The sequence below is a fragment of the Dendrosporobacter quercicolus genome (assembly GCF_900104455.1).
Taxonomy (GTDB): domain Bacteria; phylum Bacillota; class Negativicutes; order DSM-1736; family Dendrosporobacteraceae; genus Dendrosporobacter; species Dendrosporobacter quercicolus.
The window spans coordinates 105,078-126,830 of record NZ_FNHB01000004.1 but is presented as its reverse complement, the minus strand read 5'-3'; the positions used below and the strand labels follow the sequence as shown (position 1 = coordinate 126,830).

General features: G+C 47.2%; 17 protein-coding genes. 1 reads left to right on the top strand and 16 read right to left on the bottom strand.

The window, feature by feature from the left end:
- Positions 1–29: 29 nt before the first annotated feature.
- The 13 genes from BLR06_RS09890 to BLR06_RS09830 form a co-directional block, all read right to left on the bottom strand.
- Positions 30–875 (bottom strand): class II fructose-bisphosphate aldolase, encoded by an 846-nt coding sequence (locus BLR06_RS09890; RefSeq protein ID WP_092072237.1) that lies wholly within the window; start codon positions 873–875, stop codon positions 30–32.
- A gap of 46 nt (positions 876–921) precedes the next feature.
- Positions 922–1,755 carry a sugar phosphate isomerase/epimerase family protein gene (locus BLR06_RS09885; RefSeq protein WP_092072234.1) on the bottom strand — a complete coding sequence of 278 codons (834 nt, stop codon included), beginning with the start codon at positions 1,753–1,755 and terminating at the stop codon, positions 922–924.
- Between the two features lie 87 nt (positions 1,756–1,842).
- Positions 1,843–2,916: a zinc-dependent alcohol dehydrogenase gene (locus tag BLR06_RS09880; protein ID WP_092072230.1), complete on the bottom strand. Its 1,074-nt coding sequence runs from the start codon at positions 2,914–2,916 to the stop codon at positions 1,843–1,845.
- An 80-nt stretch (positions 2,917–2,996) separates the two neighbouring features.
- The gene (iolN, locus tag BLR06_RS09875; RefSeq protein ID WP_092072227.1) at positions 2,997–3,956 is read right to left on the bottom strand and encodes a 3-dehydro-scyllo-inosose hydrolase; all 960 of its coding nucleotides are present in this window, start codon (positions 3,954–3,956) and stop codon (positions 2,997–2,999) included.
- Positions 3,957–4,050: 94 nt separating this feature from the next.
- A complete protein-coding gene (gene iolM, locus BLR06_RS09870) occupies positions 4,051–5,223 on the bottom strand; it encodes a scyllo-inosose 3-dehydrogenase (RefSeq protein WP_092072224.1) in 1,173 nt (390 codons plus the stop codon).
- A 476-nt stretch (positions 5,224–5,699) separates the two neighbouring features.
- Entirely contained in the window at positions 5,700–6,443 is a 744-nt protein-coding gene (locus tag BLR06_RS09865; protein WP_092072221.1) for a sulfite exporter TauE/SafE family protein, read from the bottom strand.
- Positions 6,443–7,318, bottom strand: coding sequence for an AraC family transcriptional regulator (locus BLR06_RS09860; protein ID WP_092072217.1), 876 nt, complete (start codon positions 7,316–7,318; stop codon positions 6,443–6,445). The genes BLR06_RS09865 and BLR06_RS09860 overlap by 1 nt, the downstream gene beginning before the upstream one ends.
- 1,038 nt (positions 7,319–8,356) lie before the next feature.
- The gene (iolC, locus tag BLR06_RS09855; protein WP_092072214.1) at positions 8,357–9,388 is read right to left on the bottom strand and encodes a 5-dehydro-2-deoxygluconokinase; all 1,032 of its coding nucleotides are present in this window, start codon (positions 9,386–9,388) and stop codon (positions 8,357–8,359) included.
- 488 nt (positions 9,389–9,876) lie between these two features.
- On the bottom strand, positions 9,877–11,814 hold the full coding sequence (iolD, locus tag BLR06_RS09850; RefSeq protein ID WP_092072211.1) for a 3D-(3,5/4)-trihydroxycyclohexane-1,2-dione acylhydrolase (decyclizing): 1,938 nt from the start codon (positions 11,812–11,814) through the stop codon (positions 9,877–9,879).
- A gap of 50 nt (positions 11,815–11,864) precedes the next feature.
- Positions 11,865–12,662, bottom strand: a complete 798-nt coding sequence (locus BLR06_RS09845) for a 5-deoxy-glucuronate isomerase (RefSeq protein WP_092072617.1) — start codon at positions 12,660–12,662, stop codon at positions 11,865–11,867.
- Between the two features lie 89 nt (positions 12,663–12,751).
- Positions 12,752–13,645 (bottom strand): myo-inosose-2 dehydratase, encoded by an 894-nt coding sequence (gene iolE / locus BLR06_RS09840; RefSeq protein ID WP_092072208.1) that lies wholly within the window; start codon positions 13,643–13,645, stop codon positions 12,752–12,754.
- A gap of 205 nt (positions 13,646–13,850) precedes the next feature.
- Positions 13,851–14,747, bottom strand: a complete 897-nt coding sequence (locus tag BLR06_RS09835) for an AraC family transcriptional regulator (RefSeq protein WP_092072205.1) — start codon at positions 14,745–14,747, stop codon at positions 13,851–13,853.
- A gap of 462 nt (positions 14,748–15,209) precedes the next feature.
- Positions 15,210–16,025 carry a Cof-type HAD-IIB family hydrolase gene (locus tag BLR06_RS09830; protein WP_245698102.1) on the bottom strand — a complete coding sequence of 272 codons (816 nt, stop codon included), beginning with the start codon at positions 16,023–16,025 and terminating at the stop codon, positions 15,210–15,212.
- Between the two features lie 530 nt (positions 16,026–16,555).
- On the opposite strand from BLR06_RS09830, the gene BLR06_RS09825 reads away from it, so the two are divergent.
- Positions 16,556–17,323: a DeoR/GlpR family DNA-binding transcription regulator gene (locus BLR06_RS09825; protein ID WP_092072202.1), complete on the top strand. Its 768-nt coding sequence runs from the start codon at positions 16,556–16,558 to the stop codon at positions 17,321–17,323.
- A gap of 102 nt (positions 17,324–17,425) precedes the next feature.
- On the opposite strand, the gene BLR06_RS09820 is transcribed toward BLR06_RS09825, so the two are convergent.
- The 3 genes from BLR06_RS09820 to BLR06_RS09810 form a co-directional block, all read right to left on the bottom strand.
- On the bottom strand, positions 17,426–18,496 hold the full coding sequence (locus tag BLR06_RS09820) for a 2-hydroxyacid dehydrogenase (protein WP_092072199.1): 1,071 nt from the start codon (positions 18,494–18,496) through the stop codon (positions 17,426–17,428).
- A gap of 214 nt (positions 18,497–18,710) precedes the next feature.
- Positions 18,711–20,222 carry an FGGY-family carbohydrate kinase gene (locus tag BLR06_RS09815; RefSeq protein WP_092072196.1) on the bottom strand — a complete coding sequence of 504 codons (1,512 nt, stop codon included), beginning with the start codon at positions 20,220–20,222 and terminating at the stop codon, positions 18,711–18,713.
- A gap of 183 nt (positions 20,223–20,405) precedes the next feature.
- Positions 20,406–21,725 (bottom strand): gluconate:H+ symporter, encoded by a 1,320-nt coding sequence (locus tag BLR06_RS09810; protein ID WP_092072194.1) that lies wholly within the window; start codon positions 21,723–21,725, stop codon positions 20,406–20,408.
- Positions 21,726–21,753: the final 28 nt, after the last annotated feature.

The window sequence follows — 21,753 nt, the reverse complement described above, 5'->3', positions numbered from 1 at the left end:
AACGAAACATAATGCTTAACTTTTACACCTTACGCTCTATTTTCACTTCTAAAAGCAAGAATGTGTTCTTTTGTGTTTTGATACACGGCATTTACGGCACACTGCGTGTAATCGAAATAATTGAACCCTGGTTTTTCCTTTGCCAGGATTTTGGTTTCGTCAGCAATCCGGTTAAGCGCCGCCGTCATCACATTAATTTTTCGAATTCCCAGATCAATGCATTTCCGGAAATCCTCAACCGTAATCCCTGAGCCGCCATGCAAAACCAACGCGGTTCCAACAACTTCATCTAATTTTGCCAAGCGGTCAAACTGCAATTGCGGCGCACTTTTATACACGCCATGGGCATTCCCGATTGCCACAGCCAGGGCATCTACCTTTGTTTCTTCATAAAAACGCTTTGCATCTTCAACCGGAGTCGCCATTAATTCCAAATCTTCCGAGCCATCCTCGCTGCCGCCCACTTTTCCAATTTCCGCCTCAGCGCTAGCGCCATATTTCCGGGCAAGCTGAATTATCTTTTGGGTTGTCTCAATATTTTCCTGCAAAGTTACTTTCGAACCATCAAACATTACCGAAGTAAATCCGAGATCCAGAGCATACTGAATGGTCGGCACCCTTAACCCATGATCTAAATGCACGGCAACAGGTACGCTTGCCGCCCGCGCCGCGCTCAGCATCATCGGCGCCATTAAAGCCAGCGGCGCGTAGCCCAGCCTGCCCTCGGCGATTTGCAGAATAATCGGCGCCTTTAGTTCTTCAGCCGCCTTAACCGTTCCCAGAATCATTTCCATATTTAAAACACTAAAGGAACCTACCGCATAATTTCCTTTCTCTGCCTTTTCCAGCATTTCCGTCATATTTACAAGTGCCATAATCCAAACCGCCTTTACTTTGTCATCATTATTTTCACTTTCTTTTTCAAGTCATTTCTTTAAATAAGCTTTTTAAAAAACCCGCCGCTCTCTCTGCTGCAGTTATTCCATCCGGTTCCGGCAAGCACTCCACAGACAAATATCCTTCATAGCCAATTTCTTCAATGCATTTTATAATATTCTGAAAACTGAACTGACCGCTTCCTGGATACCGGCGGGAATTATCCGCAAGATGCACATACCCCAGTTTTCCCTTGCATCTGCGAATCGCCGCACACGGATCGCATTCATCAATTCCCATGTGAAAGGTATCCAGATGCACATAGCAATTGTCAATTTGATAGTGTTCTAAAAATGCCATTGTTTCGTCGGCTGTGGTGAATATATTCACTTCATAACGGTTAATGACTTCAAGATTCAGCTTGACGCCCCGCTCCGCCCCGTAATTGGCAAGCTCCCTTAAATTTCCGGCCAGTCTGTCCATATATTTTGCCCGTTTGCCGCCTGGCGGAATATTGCCTTTCACCCAGCCAACCACAATATCCGCCCGGAGTTTTTGGGCCATATCAATGTATTGTTTCATGCCATGCATTGCGGCACTGACAATATAAGGCGCATCATCAATTAAATTACAACGCCCTTCCGTATTTAAGCGGCCTGTAATCACCATACAGACTCTTGCGCCACACGCCTGGGCCGTTTGCTCAATTGCCCTGTAATCCAAGTCCGCATCTTCTCTGGTATGCACTTCAATCGCATCAAAACCAAGACTGGACGCGGTCCGCAAATTGCTGCAGATATCGCCTTTCAGTAAAATTGGCGCAGTATTTGGCGCTTCATCGGCGGAAGATACCGCAAGTTTCCACTGCTTTGACACCATATTTCCTCCTTTATCCAGTGTATTGCCGGAATTTAGCCGAAAAGGGGTGATGCAGCGCCCACCCCTTTCAGCGGTATTCAATTCTGTTTAATCCTTAAAAGTTAACATAACTTTACGGGCAATGTCTTTATGATGGCAGGCAAGATCCATGGCTTTATCCAAATCAAAGAAATCGTAATGATGCGAGTTCAACGCCGCGAAATCATATTTATCTTTAATCCGGGACATAAAACGAATGGTTCTCGGAAACCACTTATTGGTTCCGCCTGAGCCGGACAGGCGGAGTGTTTTCCAGATGGTTTTCCCGATTTCCACCGGAACCTTACGTCCAATAGAATGACCTACCACACCGACACGGGCGGAATGACCGGCAATGTCGAAGAGCGAGGCAATGCCAATATCATTTCCCGAACACTCAATAACGACTGACGGACCACGCCCGCCGGTTAACTCTTTTAACGCTTCCTCCACATTGCAGGCGGTCGGATCAACCACATGGCTGGCGCCATAATTTAAGATATTGTTGCGCCTCTTTTCCAGAGGATCAATGGCAATGACATTCGCGCCGGAAGTCGCACAAACCATTGCCGCGCACATACCGATGGGGCCCGCCCCGATGATGGCGATATCGTCGGAAGCGTCAGGGCTGCAACCGTTGCCCCACACGCCCCAGTATCCCACATTGAAGGTCTCCACCCAGGCGCCCAGTTCATAATCCCAGTCATCAGGAATGACATGGGTGTATTGTTCTTCCAGAATCATATATTCGCCCCAGCCGCCGGGTGAGTCCGGACGAAATCCAAGTTCCCGCATATTCAGGCAGGCGGACGGCATTTTGCCGTCCTTGCAGTTTGCGCAATCATTGCAAGGCAGCACACAATCGCCAACAACCTTATTTCCGACCTTTACCGAGGTAACCGCGCTGCCGATTTCAACAGCCTGTCCGGCCCATTCATGACCGGGCACATAAGGCGCTATATCGTAACGCCCTTCAGCGGATTCCCCTTCATAGCATTCGACATCAGAACCGCATATTCCGCAGGCTTTAAGTTTAATCAGCACCTGATTAGGCTTTAATGACGGCAGCTCCAGTTCTTCAATTCTCAAATCCTTAGGACCATACATAAAGGCTGCTTTACATTTTACTGGACGATTTTTCATTATTCCGGTCTCCTTTATCTAATCTTTATACAGATGTATTATGCAGCCGCTAAGCTGCGACATATATGTTTAATGAAAGTTTAATAGGTCAGGGTATAAATGTGACGGCCGCCATTCACCGGCCCTTTAATGACTGCCTCAATATCCTCGCGTTTGCGCTGAGTCACTTTGTCAATCGGCGGAAGCTCGCCGGCCGGATACTTTTCTAAAATATCATTGACCAGTTTTTCCAAATAGTCTAAAGTCCTTTCCACGCCCTGGCGCGCCTTTTCGGCATCGGCCTGGGTAGGATCGCCAATGATGCCTTCAGGGGTGCAGATACACTCCATGCCTACCGAACCAAACGCATTGTACCACTTAATCGGACCTACACCGCGCTCAGCCGAGTTGTTAATGTGTCCTGGCGGCAGCATTGGCGCGGGTTTGGTTGCAACCGCATATTCCTGCTTGCAAAGCTCGGGGAACAAAGCCAGCGACCAGGATTGTTCCACTTCATCAGCGTGAATAAACGGCGTATTGTAAGGGCCGCCATTTTCCTTGATATCAAGCTGTTCTTTGGCGCAATTCCAGAAATGAACATACAAAATAATACCGGGAACCTGAAATTTTTTGCCAAATTTATGAATTGCCAGGGGTATAACATAATCCTGCCCGTGTCCGTTCACGACAATCATTTTCCGGAAACCGGTATTCCAAAATCCGGCAAACACATAACAAAGATAATCAGCCAGCGTTTCTTCCGGTATCATGATGGTGCCGGGCATGCCCAGATGATGATAAGGATGTGATCCGTACCATATCGGCTGCGCCACCGTACAACCGGTTGCTTTCGCTACTTGTTCACAAAGCCGGGTGTCAAGATAGGTGTCTTCGCCGTAAGGGGAATTCGGCCCGTGGTTTTCCGTAGAGCCGACCGGTATTAAAATGACGTCATTCTTTTTAAGCCGTTCCGCCACCTCCCGGTTCGTCATATTTTGAAAATAAATGCCATTGTCTGCTTCCATATTGCCGCCTTTGGCCGGAATCTGCCATTTTCCCATTTTTATCTCCTCCATTCGTTAAATTGCCGGAAAACTTCCTTTTCATACCGGATAGTTTTGCGCTGGATAATAACTTATATTGATCAGCCTGCCTTCAACCGTGTTTTTTATACGCAGTTGAAACCAGAACCTTGCCGGCCGTAATCTGCATTCCTGCTTCAATATCTTCCAGGTGGTAACGCCCTGTAACCATTTTTCTCATATCAATGCGCCCCGCCGCCATCAAGGCAATAACATCCGGATAGATCCCCTGGCCTGACTGCCCGTTTGAGCCGCTGATGGTCGCCGCATTCCATTGCCAGTTAAAAATATCTACCGGTGTAAGACCAATGGTGTGCCCAATCTGCACGGTTTTACCGCCGATGGCCAGTGACTTGCCCATCACCGGATAGGTAAACTTCGTCGCCCCCGCGCATTCGGCAAACAATGAAATTCCCACCCCGTCAGTAAGCTCCATTAATAATTGCGCCTGCTCATCCGCCGATTTAAAATCCATAGGATTGTAGACGGCATCAGCGCCGCACTGTTTGGCCAGTTCGACCCGTTCCGGCACACTTTCAAAACAAATTAACTTGGCCGCTCCTGCTGTTTTCATCAGCGATATTGCCGCAAGTCCAATCGGTCCTGCGCCAAAGACGACAACATGCCCGCCTGGTCTGATCCCGCCGCCGCGAACAAATAATCCGTTGTAAGCAACGCCGGTAGGCTCAATCATTGCGCCCAGCTCAAATGCAGTCATCTTATCACCATAAAAATTGACGATGTCATTGAGCAGGTAACAATATTTCGCTTTAACCACGGCATATTCGGCAAATCCCCCATCATAAGTAAGGCCAGGCTCTTCCAAATCCTTGCATTGATTGAACATCCCCCGGCGGCAGGCATCGCATTCACCACACCAATGCATGGATTCCACGCTGACCAGATCGCCGACTTTTAATTTTTTTACCTTTTTACCAACCTCAACAATTTCCCCGGCAAACTCATGTCCGGTAATAATCGGGTACTTGCAATGACCGTCATATTTGGAATAGCCGTTCTCATCCCGGCGCAAAAGATGGGCATCGGTACCGCAAATGCCTGCCGCCCCGACTTTAAGCAAAACCTGATCCTCGTCATATTCCGGTATAGGCCGGTCGACAACCGAACCTCTAATGTTTTTCCAAATCGAATTCCCCCGCAAAGCACGTTGCGTGCTCAACTCTCGTTCGGACAGCTGATACCCGTCTTTCGGGCTCCAGTCTGCTTGGACATAAAACGCCCTCATGTTCATTCTCCTTTACATTTCCTTTAGCATTATCATAAGAATTTTTCCCTTTTGTTTCTATAGAATTCTTGCTTTTCTATTAATTCTGACTTTTGTGGAATTTCTCTGTCAAAACCCGGACAGATTGCCGGCTCAGGCGAATCCCGGCCGATTTGCGCCGCAGCCAATCTCAATTAAGCCGCCCGGAAAAAACGGCAAAATTCGTCAAAACATCCAGTAGTCCGCCAGAACACTTCCGGTATGCCGCCCTCCTCCGCTTGGTCTTGCGAAAAACAGCCTCGCCATTATCCTGCCGTTTCAGCGTTGCAAGACGCCAAGAGCCGGAGACGTTCCTGCTTTGTCAATATGAATGACAAAACAGGAACGTCAGGTGTGTCCTGCGGTCTTTCTCCGGCTGCTTCATGTCGTCGCTTGCGGAGCGAAAATCTACGTTGGCTAAAACCAACATCTAACCTTGCCAAGACACTCAATCTTATTCAGTTCTTAAAAATGAGCGCTTTTAATAAAATGCTGATTCCGCCCAAAATAAAGACGATAATCACCAAATGATTCACTGTTTTTCCCTCAAGCCTCCGGTCAATTTTGTTCCCCGCAATCACGCCTATGACTGCGGCCGGTATGGATAAGGCAAATAGCTGAAAGACGATCGGCTGGAATACGCCTGTAGCTGTATAGACAATGGTGCGAAATATATTTTCGAATAAAAATACAAAACATACATTACTGCGAAACTCATTGCGGTCACTGGAAGTCCGTTCAAAATAGGCCAGAAACAACATGTTGATGCCGAATAAACCTGCCATGATTCCTGAAGAAAAAGATATGACGATCTGTAACCAGGGATTAGGTTTCAGCTGACTGTCGCGTTTTCTAGTGATCATTTCCAGACCAAGTCCAATGATAAATATACCTAAAACAGCCTTGATTACCCAAGGAGACCCCATTTTTAAAAACAGTGTGCCGGGAATAACGCCAAGCATGACCAGCAGCAGGACAGGCAAGGTTTTCTTCAGGGAAAAATTCTTGCGGTTTTTCCATACAATCCAGGCATTCACCGGCATATCCAATAAAAGGTTGGCCGGGGTAATGACATGATTATTCAAATACATCGCCATAAGCGGAGTCGAAAGAAGAGGATTGCCAAAACCAACCAGCCCTTTAATCATAAAAGACACCATTTGTACCGCAAAAATATAGCTTGCAAGGGCAAACGACAGCACTATCGCTTTTCCTGTTTCGCGTTGGTATAGGTATTGCGGTATTGACGCGGCGACATTCCGATATATTTCAAAAACATCGTATTAAAATGGCTGATATTGTCATAACCGACCATCGAGGCAATCTGCGTAACGGAATAACAGGTATTGATGAGCAGGGTCTGGGCCTCTCCAATCCTGCGGCGGGTAATATACTGCATTGGCGAATAACCGATTGTTCTTTTAAAAATATGAGCAAGATAGTATGGACTGATATTCAGAGCGCGGCTGATGGACTGCAGACTCAAAGCCTCATCATACCGGCTGTCGATATAAGTTTTAATCATTTCTCCTTTTAGATAGATTTCATCCCGCTTTTTGTCATGGAAAACTTTGTTGTCCTCAACCAGCTGGAGCACCTTGCTTAACAAAGCAAGCATTAAATAATGGCAGCATTCTTCCCCGCCGACCTTGTTTGCCGCAAGCTCGGTATACATCATGCCCATAATCCATTCAATAGCAGCGGCTTGTTCGTTACAGGGAACAACCGGATAGATGTCATCGGCAATTAAGCAGTCCTTTCGAATTCCCTCCAGCTCCAATCCGGCGATCGCACAGCAATAAGTATTCAGCTCACTGTTGCATTCAGGCGCCTCATCATGCAGCACCCCGCTGTTGCAAATGATCATGTCACCCTGTTGAATGGGATAACGCACTTCATTTATGATATACACACCTGTGCCGCTGCGCACAAACAACAGTTCCAGCAGGTCCTGATGCCCATGCATAATCCGCGGATACTTATAGGTTGCATTAATTCGAGAGACATAACGCAATTTAGGAGTACTGTTTTTGGAAAAACTAGAAACAAACTCTCTTTTGACAAAGCATTGTATCATAAACAACTTCCTTCCTATAAATATATATCATCATCGCTTTATGATAGAGACAAGGAATGACGAGTCATCTTGTATGAATTATGACCAAATGCCGATCCCGGAATGGTCGTTCTTGCATTTCAGCAAGGAGCCACATCACAGGCGAAATGGCTCCTTGCTGAAAAGGCAGGAAAGTTACCATTAATGAAAGGAACGTAGGGAAACAATGCCGATTCCGCTATCGTCAAGGGCAGACTGCCAGTTATCAGCAAGGGTCATCATTGTACCAATCCGCCCGCCAGTATTGGCCGGCGCCCTACTCGTTCAGAAGCCAAATCCCACAAATCAGGCCAGTACGGAAATGACCCCACCTGGCAATATTGCCATCAAGACCCCCTCGTACTGAATTCCGCATTGCCGGGTATTTCCGTTCCGTAATACATTGTACCGCCAGACTCCAGCATCATGACCCAAAGCAACGCCAATAATCACATAAAAAACAAAGGCCAAAAACTGCCAGAAACGTACAGCCCAGCCTGGTGATAAAAACCAAGCTGGCTAAATAAAAAATATTCTTCCGGCAGCCATGTTTATCTGAAAAAAGCCGCCGGATCAGCTATAGATCCCAAAGCGACTCCGAACAGCAGTGAACTGGCTACCAGTCCTTCCGTATAAGCATTAAGATTTGACTAGTCCAGCTGAGCCATATAGGATAAGGCTCTGTTGTTACCCCCCCCCCCGGTTCACAGACATTGCCGCTCCTACGTACGACAGCGGCTGAAACGTTTAACCGTCTAGTTAGTTTCATTTTATCCGAAATAGTCGCAATATTCTTTAGATTTCTTGTTGGATACTCTGCTTACATCGAGATACTTTTCAGGATTTTTCTACCAAACTTTCAAAATCTTGCTTTTTAAATATTGGATTGATTCTTGAAAATCAATGACCGCTAAAGCTTCCGTCAGCAGACTTACCAGCCACCCTGTCGGGGCCTAGTACTGCACCACCCCTGAATTTCAGCCTACTGGCAGCTTCAGAATGGTGCAGTACTGGAAGTCCCTATTCGATATCGTCTTTCCAGCCTATTTGAGTAACGACCTGTTCTGTTCTGGCGGCAATAAAGGCTGCTATGTCTTTTGCTGCGGGCATAGCTGTGGAGCAGCTGTGGCTGGCGACAACCATAGAAGCGGAGGCGGAGGCAAATTCCAATGCTTTGGGCACCGCCCAATTCTCCAGTAAGCCATAGATAAAAGCTGAGGCATAGGCATCGCCGCCGCCAAAGGATTTGAGAAGTTTAACAGGAAAAGATTCCACCTTATAAGCCAGGGTATCGCCGCAATAAGCAACCGACCCTTTTTTCCCAAATTTAATAATTGCGATTTTATTGCCATATTCCAGGTATTTATCGGCTAACTGATAGCTTTTGACGTCATTGTCGGGCGGCAGCATTTCCATTAAATCAAATTCCTCGCGCGAACCAATGACAATATCGCTCAATTTGCCGGCAAGAGAATAATATACGGCAATTTCGGCTTTGGACTGCCAGGTATAATTACGGTAATCAATGTCAAAGATAATAACCGCTCCATGCTTTTTGGCGTAGTTCATTGCCAAAAAGCAGGCTTCACGGGACGGACTGGCCGACAGGGCCGTACCGGAAACAAGCAAAATCTTGGCCTTCTTGATATACTCTTCGGAAACATCGTCCACCGACAATTGCAGGTCGGCAATCCCCCGGCGGTACATTAAAATAGAGCTTTCAGTCGGACTTAGTATTTCGGTAAATGTCAACCCTAAGTTTTCGCCATTGCCAGCTGGCGTAAGGTTGGAAACGTCAACGCCTTCTTTTTGAAATGACTTTGTGATAAATTGACCGAATTGATCATTGGAAATTTTTCCAATGAATCCGGTTTTTTTCCCCAGACGGGACATACCTACCACGATATTGGCCGGTGACCCGCCAAGATACATAGAAAAAGTCGCCACCTCCGACAAGGGCCTGTGCAGTTCATTCGGATTAAGGTCAATTGTCGCCCGGCCAACAGCGATAATATCGATTGGCTTAGCTGAGTCAAACTGGATAGGATTCATACGGAAACCTCCTGCGTTTAATTTTTGCAACTGCCATCCCGCCTCCCGTTGCGAAGCGGAACTCTTTCCCCGGAGATAAAAGCGCACAGCCACTCGCCAGCTTGCTGCATAACATCCCGTTCTGCATCATTGTGATCCTGGAAAATACGCGCATTGCTTTCATCTTCAGTAAATTGCCTATATTTATAATTTTCTATTTAATAAGATTATAGCGAAGTATCCAATCCCCTGCTATAGATTTCTTGCTAAATACCAAGTGGCAAGTCCTGGCCTAAAAACAATATTAGACAAATTCTTCTTGAATTCTGCTCTCGGCGAATAAAAAAACATTTGACCGCGAAGCAGATACAAAACACAGCCTTACAACACGAACCCGCCGCCCAGAGCGCAGGCTGCACCTCTGGACCATAGATGAGGCGCGGCCATCAAGAGCAATTGTTTAGGCATTTGTGCTCTACAGACGCAGTGCCTAACCTTTTAACCTGAAATCAATACAAACGGGCTTGATCGATATTCCCTTTCACCAGCTCATATGCCGAACGAATGCGTTCGTTTCCGCTCACCTCAGCCACGCCTACCCGCCACCACGAGTTATAATTGCGCACCATTGTTTTCGGCAGCACTTTGATATCAAGCAACGTAGACGCCGTCTGTTTCCTTGCATCCGCCAGCGCCCGCCGCAGCTCTTCAATACTCTTTACCGTATAGGTCTTGCAGCCATAGCCTGCCGCACTTTTTGCAAAGTCTACCGGCACAAATCCTCCGTCCAGTTTGCCTGTCTTTTCATTCCGGTACCTGAATTCCGTCCCGAAGCTATCGCTGCCATGTCCAATCTGCAGATTGTTGATACAGCCGAAGGTCATGTTATCCAGCAGGATGACATTAATTTTTTTCCTTTCCTGCAGGGAGGTCACCAGTTCGGAATGCAGCATCATGTACGAACCGTCCCCGGTAAAAGCATATACTTCCCGGTCCGGTTCCGCCAGCTTCACGCCCAGCGCCCCGCTTATTTCATAGCCCATGCAGGAGAATCCGTATTCTATATGGTAGGTATTAACGCCTTTGGACCGCCATACCCGCTGCAAATCACCCGGCAGGCTCCCCGAAGCGCCCACAATAATGTCGTCCGCCGACAGCATTTCGTTGAGTACGCCGATCACCCTGGTTTGCGTCAGGCATGATCCTGTCGTGTTTATAAATTCCTCCAGCACCAAACGGTCTAAATGGTCGTCTATTTCCGGGACAAAATCTTTACCCGTATACTCAATACTGTATACCCGGTCTACTTCCTGTCTGAGCTTTTCCCGCGCTTCTTCCGTCTCCGTGGTGTAGCCTGTTTTATAGCCCGCCTGTTTCAGCTCCGTCGTCAAGGCTGCCAGCGCCGCTTTGGCATCCGCCACCACTCTTACGCCATCCAGTTTGTAAGTGTCAAACACAGCGATGTTGATATTCAGGAAGTCTACCTGAGGATTCTGGAATATCCATTTGGAGGAGGTGGTAAAGTCGGTATATCGCGTACCCACTCCGATGACCAGGTCTGCTTCTTTGGCAATGGCATTGGCCGCCAAACTGCCGGTCTCGCCTATTCCGCCCAGGTTCAGCGGATGATCCCAGACAATTGCGCTCTTTCCCGCCTGGGTTTCGGCAAACGGGATGTGAAAGGTTTCGGCGAATTCTTGCAGTTCCCGCGATGCTTCCGAGTATTTTACGCCGCCGCCGCAGATGATCAGCGGTTTCTTTTTTCCCGCAATTCTTTGGACTGCCGCTCTGATCATTTCACTTGTCGCCGGCCTTCTTTCGATCCGGTGCACACGCCTGTCAAAAAAGTATGCCGGGTAGTCATACGCTTCCCCCTGTACATCCTGCGGCAAAGCCAGGGTTACCGCACCGGTATCGGCCGGGTCGGTCAGCACGCGCATTGCCTGTATGCAGGCTGTCATCAGCTGCTCAGGCCTTGCGATCCGGTCCCAGTATCTGCTTACTGCTTTAAAGGCATCGTTTGTACTGATGGTCAGATCATGAAATTGCTCTATTTGCTGCAGCACAGGATCCGGCTGCCTGGTGGCATAGACGTCTCCCGGCAGCAGCAATACCGGGATGCGGTTTGCGCTTGCGGTCGCGGCTGCTGTGATCATATTGGCCGCACCCGGCCCTACGGATGAGGTACAGGCGTAAATTTGCCGTCTCAGCTTTTGTTTGGCAAAAGCGATGGCGGCATGCGCCATTCCCTGTTCGTTCCTTCCCTGATGCACGGTTAAATCCCCGGCGTCCTGTTCCAGCGCCTGTCCCAGTCCCACTACATTGCCATGCCCAAAGATGGTGAATATTCCTTTGACAAATTTATCCTGACGCCCATCGACTTCCACATACTGGCTGTTTAGGAATCGGATCAGCGCCTGCGCTACGGTTAGTCTTACCTTTTTCATTTTTTCACCTTGCCTCCCACTGCATTCAAAGTCGTCTGAAATACACTTTGTTACACGTGCGTTGCAGGCCGCCAGATTTTGGCCGACGGGTCAAGCAGCCAGGCATGGGCCGGGTCGTTGACCCTGTCCGTCCAAGGATTATTATCCAAATGCCGGATCATCCAGCAATAGTACATGGCATATCCCGGCGCCGCCACCTGCGGATGCACCAGCCCTCCCGGTATCAGCGAAAAGCTGTTGTGTTTGATTTTGCAGGCTTCTTCTCCGATCAGGGAAAACCCGAAACCCTGCGGTTTGTCAAACTTATAAAAGTATACCTCCGGCTGCGGGTGATGATGAGGTATGTAGCTTGACCATCTCCCGGGATAATGGATTACTTCCCCGATCACCAGCTTGGAATAAGGCGCGGTGGAATAGTCAAACACCGTTCTTACGATCCTCAGCGCAGCTTCTTCCCACACGCCTTTGCCAAACTGTTCCGCTTTGCATTCGTCCGGCAAATACAGCCTGCTTTCAAATGCAGCCTCGTTGGCTGTTTTTTGAATAATCAGCTCATAATCGCTGTGCGCTTTTATTTCCACTTTGACCTTGCGCGCGATATGCAGACAGGACGGGTTTTCGTCAAATACCGAGCTTCTCTCTATAAGACGGCTCCCGCCTTCCCAGCTGAGTTCTACTTTTCCTTTGAGCAGCAGCAAGGCCGTCTCCTGCTCCTCATCCCAATACGCCTGCTTTTCCCCTGCTTTACCGGCCGCTATGCCTATATCCATCAGCATCTGCTCCCGGGCGTTGTTTCGATCGCTGATTCTGTTGTAGCCCTGCTTGATTTCTTCCAGATAACCCATCATTTTAATATCATCCCTCCAGCCGGTCTCAGTTACCACCTGCTCTATCCTTGCTCAATAAAGCTTTAATTTTCTGGGCACTGGCGCTGCTTTCAAAACCCCAGCTGAGTCTTCAAATACGCTCTTGCCTTTAATGCATACTCTAAGGGATTGGCTTTAGCCGGGTCCTGCTCTGCCTCAACCAGCAGCCAGCCTTCATACTGATGATCCGCCAGTATCTTAAACAAGGGGACAAAATCAATACAACCGTCGCCGGGAACAGTAAATGCCCCCAGCCGGACGCCTTTCAAAAAGCTGAGACTTTCTTGTTTCACTTTATCCCGCATCGCCGGACGGATATCTTTTAAATGGACATGCTTTATTCTATTGACATATTTCTTCAATATCAACTCCGGATTCTCACCTGAGTATACGAGATGTCCGGTGTCATACAACAAATAAACCAGATTTTCATCAGTTAAGCCCAGCAGCTTGTCAATCTCCTCCGTTGTTTGAACCACTGTACCCATATGATGATGGAATACCAGTTTCATTCCTTTTTCCCGCGCTAACGCGCCTAGTTTGTTAAGCCCCGCCGCCAGCAGCTTCCATGCAGCGTCATCCAGGACATACTTGCCTTCAAAAACGGCAATATTTTGCCCCTGGATACTATGCCCCTGTTCTGATACCACAACAACCCTGGCTCCCATTGCACTGAGAAAATCACGATGTCTGATAAACTCGGCTTCAGTCTCTTCGTAAGGCTTTGTGGTCAGGAAAGAGCTGAACCAGGCGCTGGCAATTTCCAGACCCCGCAGATCAAGAGCCTTTTTCAACACTGCTGCATCCTTGGGAAATTTGCTCCCAACTTCAGTCCCGGCAAAACCGGCTAACGCCGCCTCACTGACGCATTGTTCAAATGTATTTTCCCGGCCAAGCTCCGGCATATCGTCGTTCGTCCAGGCAATAGGCGCAATACCCAGTTTTACGTTCTCCGCGTTAAACATAAAATTCTCCTTTATTAACTATTTATATATAAGATATTTGTATCAAAAATTTACTATTGGTCCATTGCAGTGAGCCGAACGACGGATCAGGCGGCCAGACAGAGCGGCGGCGATTCCCTTCCTCCAGCCGGTCTCGCTCAGTTGCTTGGTAAAAATTACGCTAAAAGCAAAATTGCAGCGCTCCGTCTTTTAGCCAAACGGCGTACTACTTTTTTGTCCGGCAATCGTTGCTCTTTTTTTTCATTATCGTGTATGTATTGCGGTATTTACGGGGAGAAATACCGATATATTTAAAAAACATCATGTTAAAGTGGCTGATGCTGTTATAGCCTACCATTGGAGCAATTTCAACCACAGGATAGTCGGTACTAACCAGCAGTTTTTGAGCCTCCCCGATCCGCCGCCGGGTAATATACTGCATGGGTGAATACCCTACGACTTTTTTGAATATACGAATCAGATAATAAGGATTTAAATTAAAGGCGCGGCTAATGTAAGATAAACTGAGTTCTTCGTCATAATGGGCATCTATATAGGCCTTGATCATCTCGCCGCGTAAAATATTGTCATCCTTTTTTGTTTTATCAATGTAAATCGGGTTTGCTTTAATTAACTTAAGCAAAATTGTCAGCAAGGAAAGCATTAAAAAATGGCAGCATTCCTCTTCGTCCTTTTGGTCTGATGAGAGCTTGCAGTGAAGCATATCCATAAGGCATGAGATATTTTGCTGCTGAGAATGACAGGACACTACCGGGCGGACATTATCCGGTATTAAGCAGTTCTTTTTCAAACCATCAAGCTGTAAGTTGGAAATTCCGCAGCAATAGGTACTGAGCCCGTTATTGCATTCAGGAATTTCATCGTGAAGTACATTACTGTTACAAATAACGGCATCGCCCTGTTGAATAGGGTACTTGGCCGAATTAACAACATACGTGCCTGTACCGCTGTGTACAAACAGAATTTCCAATACATCATCATGCCCATGCATCAGACGGGGGTATTTATAGGCTGCGCTAACTTTAGAAACATAACGCAGTTTAGGCATGCAGCCATAAGAAAAAGTTGGTACAAAATCCCGTTTAGCATAACACTGTATCATAAGGAACCCCTCTCTAAAGATAAATACCGGTGGCAACCTCTCCCACACCAACCAAATCTGGCGCTGGGAATACCTTCTTAATGCCTAGTTTATCAAGCAGCGCCGGATGCACCAAACTCACAGGCAAAAAACCACACACGCCTGGCAGCGAGGCCAGGGAGATCTTTATCTTTACACTACCTCCTTATTCCTGGAAGATTTGTCTATACAAGACCATTATATCAATATTTCCGCATTTCTCTTATAGAATTCTTGACCAATAATAAGTAGAAAATTCAGCTATTTCGAAATTATTTTTGCAATACTTTCGGAATTTTGCTTTTGCCCTTACATCCGGCCGGCCGCAAGGACAAATGTCCCCTAAAATATTCTGCAAAATGCACCGGCAGTACTTACGATCAAATCCTGCCAAAAAAATAAGATGGGCGGCGCTTTAAGCGTTCCCATCTTTTGAATTCCTGTTTAACACTCTAAAATATATTTTTTCAAGGCGTATTCCACGCCGGACTCAATATTGGACTTCGTTACAGCCGCCGCAACCCGCTTTAGTTCGGTGCAGGCATTGCCCATCGCAATGCCGAGTCCGGCCATCTTAATCATTTCAACATCATTGCCTTCATTGCCGATTGCCATCACCTCACGCATTTCCAGTCCAAGCTCATCGCACAGCAGTTTAACCGCATTGCCTTTGTTCACTGAACAATCCACCATTTCCAGGCCGTATTCGGTATCATTGGCAAAGGAAAAATCATGCCGTAAATCGCCCAATAATTCGGGAATTCGTTCAATCCGGCGCGAATCTCTATCGAACATCATTAGTCGAATCGGAATTTCCGGCAGGCCTGTTAAGTTATTTTTTCCTACCTCCCGGTATGGGACGCCATATAGTTGAGAATACTTGATTGTTTCTGCAATTGCTTCCTGAACATAGAGGATGTCGTCGCAATAAGCCTTAATATAATACTCATGCTTCTCCAGCAATTCAATCGCCAACCGGGCGCTGGGCGGGTTTAAGGGTTGTCTTTGCCTGATGCCGCTTCCGGCGGCTCCGGTTATGATAGCGCCGCTGTGCGCAATTAACGGCAAGTCAAGCTGCAACGCACGGGCATAGGGCAACATTGAGCAAAGAGGCCGTGACGACGCCAGCGTCACAGCAATCCCCTTTTCCTGTACATTACGGATTGTTTGCATGGTTTGCGGGGGAATCTCTTTTTTTTCATCCAGCAAAGTTCCATCAAGATCAAGTACGACCAGTTTCATTGTAAAATCCTTATTCAATTGACATAACCTCCTGTTAAAAGTAGTGCTTATGCGCGGCTCCTTCGCCTTGCTGGGCGAAAAATCTCGTGCAATTCATCCCATAGCTTAGACTTGGCGGGACTACTAACATCTGAAAAGCAAAAAACCTCTTGCAATGCTTTTTTTATAATGGTAATATTCTTAGTATGTTTTGATTATCTATTTGCTTTAAATTTACCATTTATTTTGCCATTAGGCAACAAGTTTGGCAACAGCGGCTTGAGACGCGATAGTCTAACAGCTGGTCTCCTGGGATTTTAGGAAATATTTTTGCCGCTATTTTTTAAGTCCCCTTGTTTTATTGGAATATATTGTATATAATAATGGACACTGCAGCTTATTTCTCATACAACCAGCGTTTTTGCAACCAATTACAGGATGAAATACGCGGGATCTCACACGCTGGAAAGCCGGGCAAAGACGCGCCTTTGCGGCCCAAAGGCCAGGCCCGCAGGGTGGGTGCTGGGGAATAGCTGTTATCAAATCTCGTCATACAGGGAGGTATCCGCTTGAAGTTCCGTCGTATAAGTGAAATTGAGAACTATCTAAACGACGTTGGAAACATTTCACTGGATAAATTATGTGAAGTTTTCAGTGTCTCTAAAAATACAATTCGCCGCGATATTGCAGAACTTGAAAAACGCGGCTTAATCCGAAAAGTATACGGCGGTATAGTCAGCACTAAAAAAACCACGCCTGAACCCTTTAAATTGCGGGAAGTAAAAAATCAGCAGGAAAAGAAAATAGCAGCTGAGCTTGCCTGCCGGTTAGTCGATGATAATGATGTTATCTTTATTGATTCCGGAACGACAACAATGCACATGGTTCCCCATCTTGCCGCCAGAAAAAATTTAACCATCATCACCTACAATTTGCATGTTATTATCGCCGCAATGCCCTATCCTAACCTAAATGTAATTTCCACCGGCGGCGAGCTGCATCGGGAAGCCAACTCTTTTGTCGGCATTAACACAATTAACTTTCTGAAGAACTATAATATCGCTAAAACGTTTTTAAGCTCAACCGGCATCTCTTTAACCAGCGGAGTTACCAATGTCTCCCCGGCGGAATACCAGATTAAGAAATATATGCTGGAAACTGCCGCCACCCCAATACTGCTGGTAGACCATACTAAAATCAACATTGCATCGTTAATGACTTACTGCAAGCTTGAGGATATGAATTATATTGTCATGGATAGTCCGCCTCCTCAGGAATATATTGATTTTTTTGCGAAAAACCAGATTGTTTTACTAACCGGAAGCCAGAATGAATAGCGCCTGTCGCAATAAAAAGCTAGAAAGAGACTTTATAGTGCCGGCAATGGCCGTTACTGTAAAGTCTCTTTCCTTGCAAAAAAGCTGAAGTCAGCCTGCCGCTTATTTCAAAGCCTTAAGATCAAGAGACAGGTCGTTTAGGTTTACCACCCATCTTGGATTTCCCTCAAGCACTGTACGCTTAATTTCCGCCAACAGCAGGTAAGGCGTGCGGCTGAAGGCGTCTTTGGTCGAACCGGCCAAATGCGGCGTAATTGTGACATTATCCAAGTTCATCAGCGGATGATCCGCCGCCGGAGGCTCAACCCAAAAAACGTCAAGCGCCGCGCCGCCGATCTTTTTTGTTTGCAGCGCCTCAATCAAGGCCTGTTCATCAATTAATCCCGCCCTGGCCGTATTAACCACATAGGCTGTCGGTTTCATCAGGGCGAACTGTTCGGCTCCGAGTAAACCCTGCGTTTCGGGTGACAACCGGGCATGCATACTGATAAAATCGGCGCGCCTGCATAACTCCTCCAGCGACACTTTCTTAGCGCCGGCTTCTTCAATAACCGCCTGACTGGCAAACGGATCATAAACGATAACTTCCACATCAAACCCCTGCAGTTTCTTGGCGACAACATGCCCAATATAGCCAAAGCCAACCAAGCCGACTGTTTTTTCAAACATATCCCCGACAAAACCGGCATTGGCATATTGCTTTTTCCAGTTCCCCTGCTTTAACTCAGCGTGTGAACGGGCGATATTTCTCATTTCGCACAGCATCATGCCAATGGTATAGTCAGAAACGGCATGGGCGTTTCTTCCCATTGTATGAAAGACCGCGATATTCTTCTTGGTTGCCGCCTGTACATCGATATTTTCCACACCCGCCCGGCAAATTCCGATTGCCGAGCATTTTTGCGCCCTGGCAATAATTTGGGCATTGATCGGCGTATGCTGGGTAATAATCAAGTCCACATCCGCAGCCAGATCATACAGCTCTTGCGGCGGCTTTCCAACGGACGGGCCATTTTTTTCCACAATACTGCGTAAATACCAAAACTCTTCATCGCTTGCCGGCTTCCAGTCGGCGCAAACAACCTCGGTATGCTCGCCTAACGTTGAATGAACAGCTTTCTTTAAAGCCTCTGAAGTTAATAACGGATCTCCAACCACCAATACTTTTGCCACGATAACGCCTCCTAGTAAATAAATAAGTTAAAATTGCTAATTTTGTCGGACAAAATTAGTATTGCACCAATCTTGAAACTGCAAAATAATGGCGAGACAAATTTTCGTAAGACAAAGCGGAGAAATGAGGCCTACCGGACGTATGCCTTGACGACAACGCAGTATTACGGAAATTCGTCTGTCAGTAGCTGCAGCATTCAGGGTTGGTGCAGTACTAACGCAGGCAGTTTTGAACACCCGCCAGTTTTTCATTAAATTCTTTTAACGCGATATATAAATCCTGATATAACGCTTTATATATCTTTTGATATTTCTCATGGTTTTGTTCATTGGGCTGATATATTTTTTCCTGGTGACTCATACGCTCGACGGCATCAGTCGGGCTGGCATAAACGCCTGCGCCCAGTCCGGCCAGCATGGCTGCGCCAAGCGCCGCAGATTCCGGCACAAATTTGCTTTTCACGGTTAAGCCGGTAACATCGGCTTTCATCTGCAGCCAGAAATCACTTTTGGCGGCCCCGCCAATGGCATAAATAGAATGAACATTCGTAGCGGAAATACTTTGCATTCCACTTAAATTGGCCATCATCTCATAGCAAAGCCCTTCGATCATTGACCTGACCACGTCGCCGCGCTTTGTCGCCAGCGTCAAACCGGTAAAAGCCCCTTTGGCGTTGGCGTCAATGCTCAGAGAATACCGTCCGGCAAAATACGGCAGCAGCATGCAGCCATTCGCTCCAATCGGCTGCCGGCTTGCCTCTTCCACCAGTTCATCAAACGACCCGCCCTTGAACTCCCGCTTAAACCATTCGAATATGCCGCCTGAGGCCAAAATCATGCCCATCATATAATACTTATCGTTTACCACATGCAGTACTGAAGTAAAATTTTGGTTGATATAGGACGGATTTGTCTGGGGCTGATCGGTCACTACCATAATCTGTTCACTGGTGCCGGTGGAATTCAGCATTTGCCCGGTATCAATAATACCGGTGGCAAATGCGCCGCAGGCATAGTCGATCCCACCTGCAAACACAGGGGTCCCGGCGCTCAGCCCGGTCAGTTTTTCTATTGACGGCTGGACGCCGCCAATCAAACTGCCTGAACGCACCGGCTCTGACAATAACGCCGGCGCAATTCCGGCTGTTTTCAAAATATCCTCCGACCATTCCCGTTTGTTCAAATCAAAGGCCATGGTACGGCAGGCGTTGGTATAGCTGACTTTAGCCACACCGGTTAATTTATAGCTGATAAAATCCTGCACTTGCAGCCAACGATGCGCTTTGGAAAAAAGCTCGGGATATTGATTTTTTATCCACTGAATTTTAGTGATGCCGGCAACCGAGTTTGGATTGATCCCGGTAAGCTGATAAATTTTTTCCGCACCAAACGTTCTTTTCCATTCCTCGGCAATTTTATCTGTTCTAACATCCAGCCAGCTAATGATCGGATGCAACGGACGGTCCTCAGCATCAAGCAATACGGTGCTGTTCATCGTGGCAACCGCCACACCTTCGCACCGGTCAGCGCCAACTTGATCAACAACATCCTTCAGGCAAGCAGCAACGCCGCTCCACAGCTTGTCCGAATCAAGCTCAGACCATCCGTTTTCCAGATAATCCGTTATTGTCGGCCGGCTGGATGTTGCCAGAAAATGACCGTCAAGATCACAGGCAACCGCTTTGCAGCTTGTTGAGCCAACATCTAGACCAATTAGATAAGACATAGGTAAAAACCTGCCTTTCCTTATAATAACAAATGATACTCCAGTGATTGCCGCCGAAGAAGTATACACGCTCAGCCCTGCAGAAGGCAGCAGGCTGCCATAAAATGCCCGGATGTCCGTTCACGACAGCCTGCCCTGCCACCAGAGTCCAGTTTGCCGGGTACAATACCCTGCTGTTTTCAGCTAAAATAGAACTGCGTTAATAACAAGTACCCCGACCAAGCCTCCCACAGCGATAATGACCTCCATTACGCACCAGGATCTAACCGTTTCCCGGACTGTTAATCCGAAAAATTCTTTAAACATCCAGAATCCGGGATCATTGGGCGGACCAAAATTCAAACTACCGGCCCCGGTGGCAAGAACCATCAGCTCAGGACTTACTCCGGTGAGGGGAATTAACGGAGCGACAATTCCGCCTGTGGTCAAAGCAGCGACTGTCGCCGAACCGACAGCCATCCGGATGACCGAGGCAATGATCCAGGCAAGAAGCAACGGCGATAATTCGGAGCCGGCCATAAGAGAAGCAATATACTTGCCGACGCCGCTATCCACCAAAATCTGCTTGAAAGCGCCGCCGCCGCCGACAACCAGTAAAATCATCGCAATAGCCAGAACCGACTGCTCAATGGTCTTCATTACCTCAGCCATAGTTTTGCCGCGATTTAAGCCAAACGTAAAAATTGCTATCCCAACGGCGATCAGTAAAGCCATATCCGGATGACCGACAAAGGCGAAGAATACATTCACCGGTGAATCGGCCGGAAAAGTCAGTTTGGTGATAGATGCAGCCGCCATTAGGAATACAGGCACCAGTGCGGTCAGTACACTGCTCGCAAAGCTGGGCATTTCCTCATCTTTAAAAATCGTTGGATTATAGAGTCCTTCCGGAACTTCCGGGTTAAGGTCTTTCATTGTATTATATAAAAGCGGTCCCGCCACAATAACGGTGGGAATCGCAATCAAAATACCATAAACCAAAGTCAAGCCGATATCGGCATTAAAAATAACTGCAATTGCCGTAGGCCCGGGATGCGGCGGTAAAAAGCCATGGGTTACCGATAAAGCCGCGGCCATAGGAATTCCCACTTCAAGCAAAGGAATCTTGGCGGAAACCGCCACTGTAAACACCAAAGGAATCAAAAGAACAAAACCGACTTCGTAGAACAGGGCAATTCCCACAATAAAACCAGTCAAACATACCGCCCATTTTACCTTTTGCCGGCCGAATTTATCAATTAAGGTGGTGGCTATCCTTTGTGCGCCGCCGCTGTCGGCCATCAGCTTGCCCAGCATAGCGCCGAAGCTGATAACCAGGGCCAAATGGCCCAGCGTTCCGCCCACCCCGGCTTCAATTGAATTAAAAACATTGGCCAGGGGCAACCCTTCGGCTATACCAACAAGCAAAGCAACAATAATGAGAGATAAGAAACTATTGAGTCTCAATCCGATGATTAACGCAAACAAAAGAACAATACCAGCTGCAAGAATGACTAACGGCATAATAGATCTCTCCTTTTTAGTAATACGT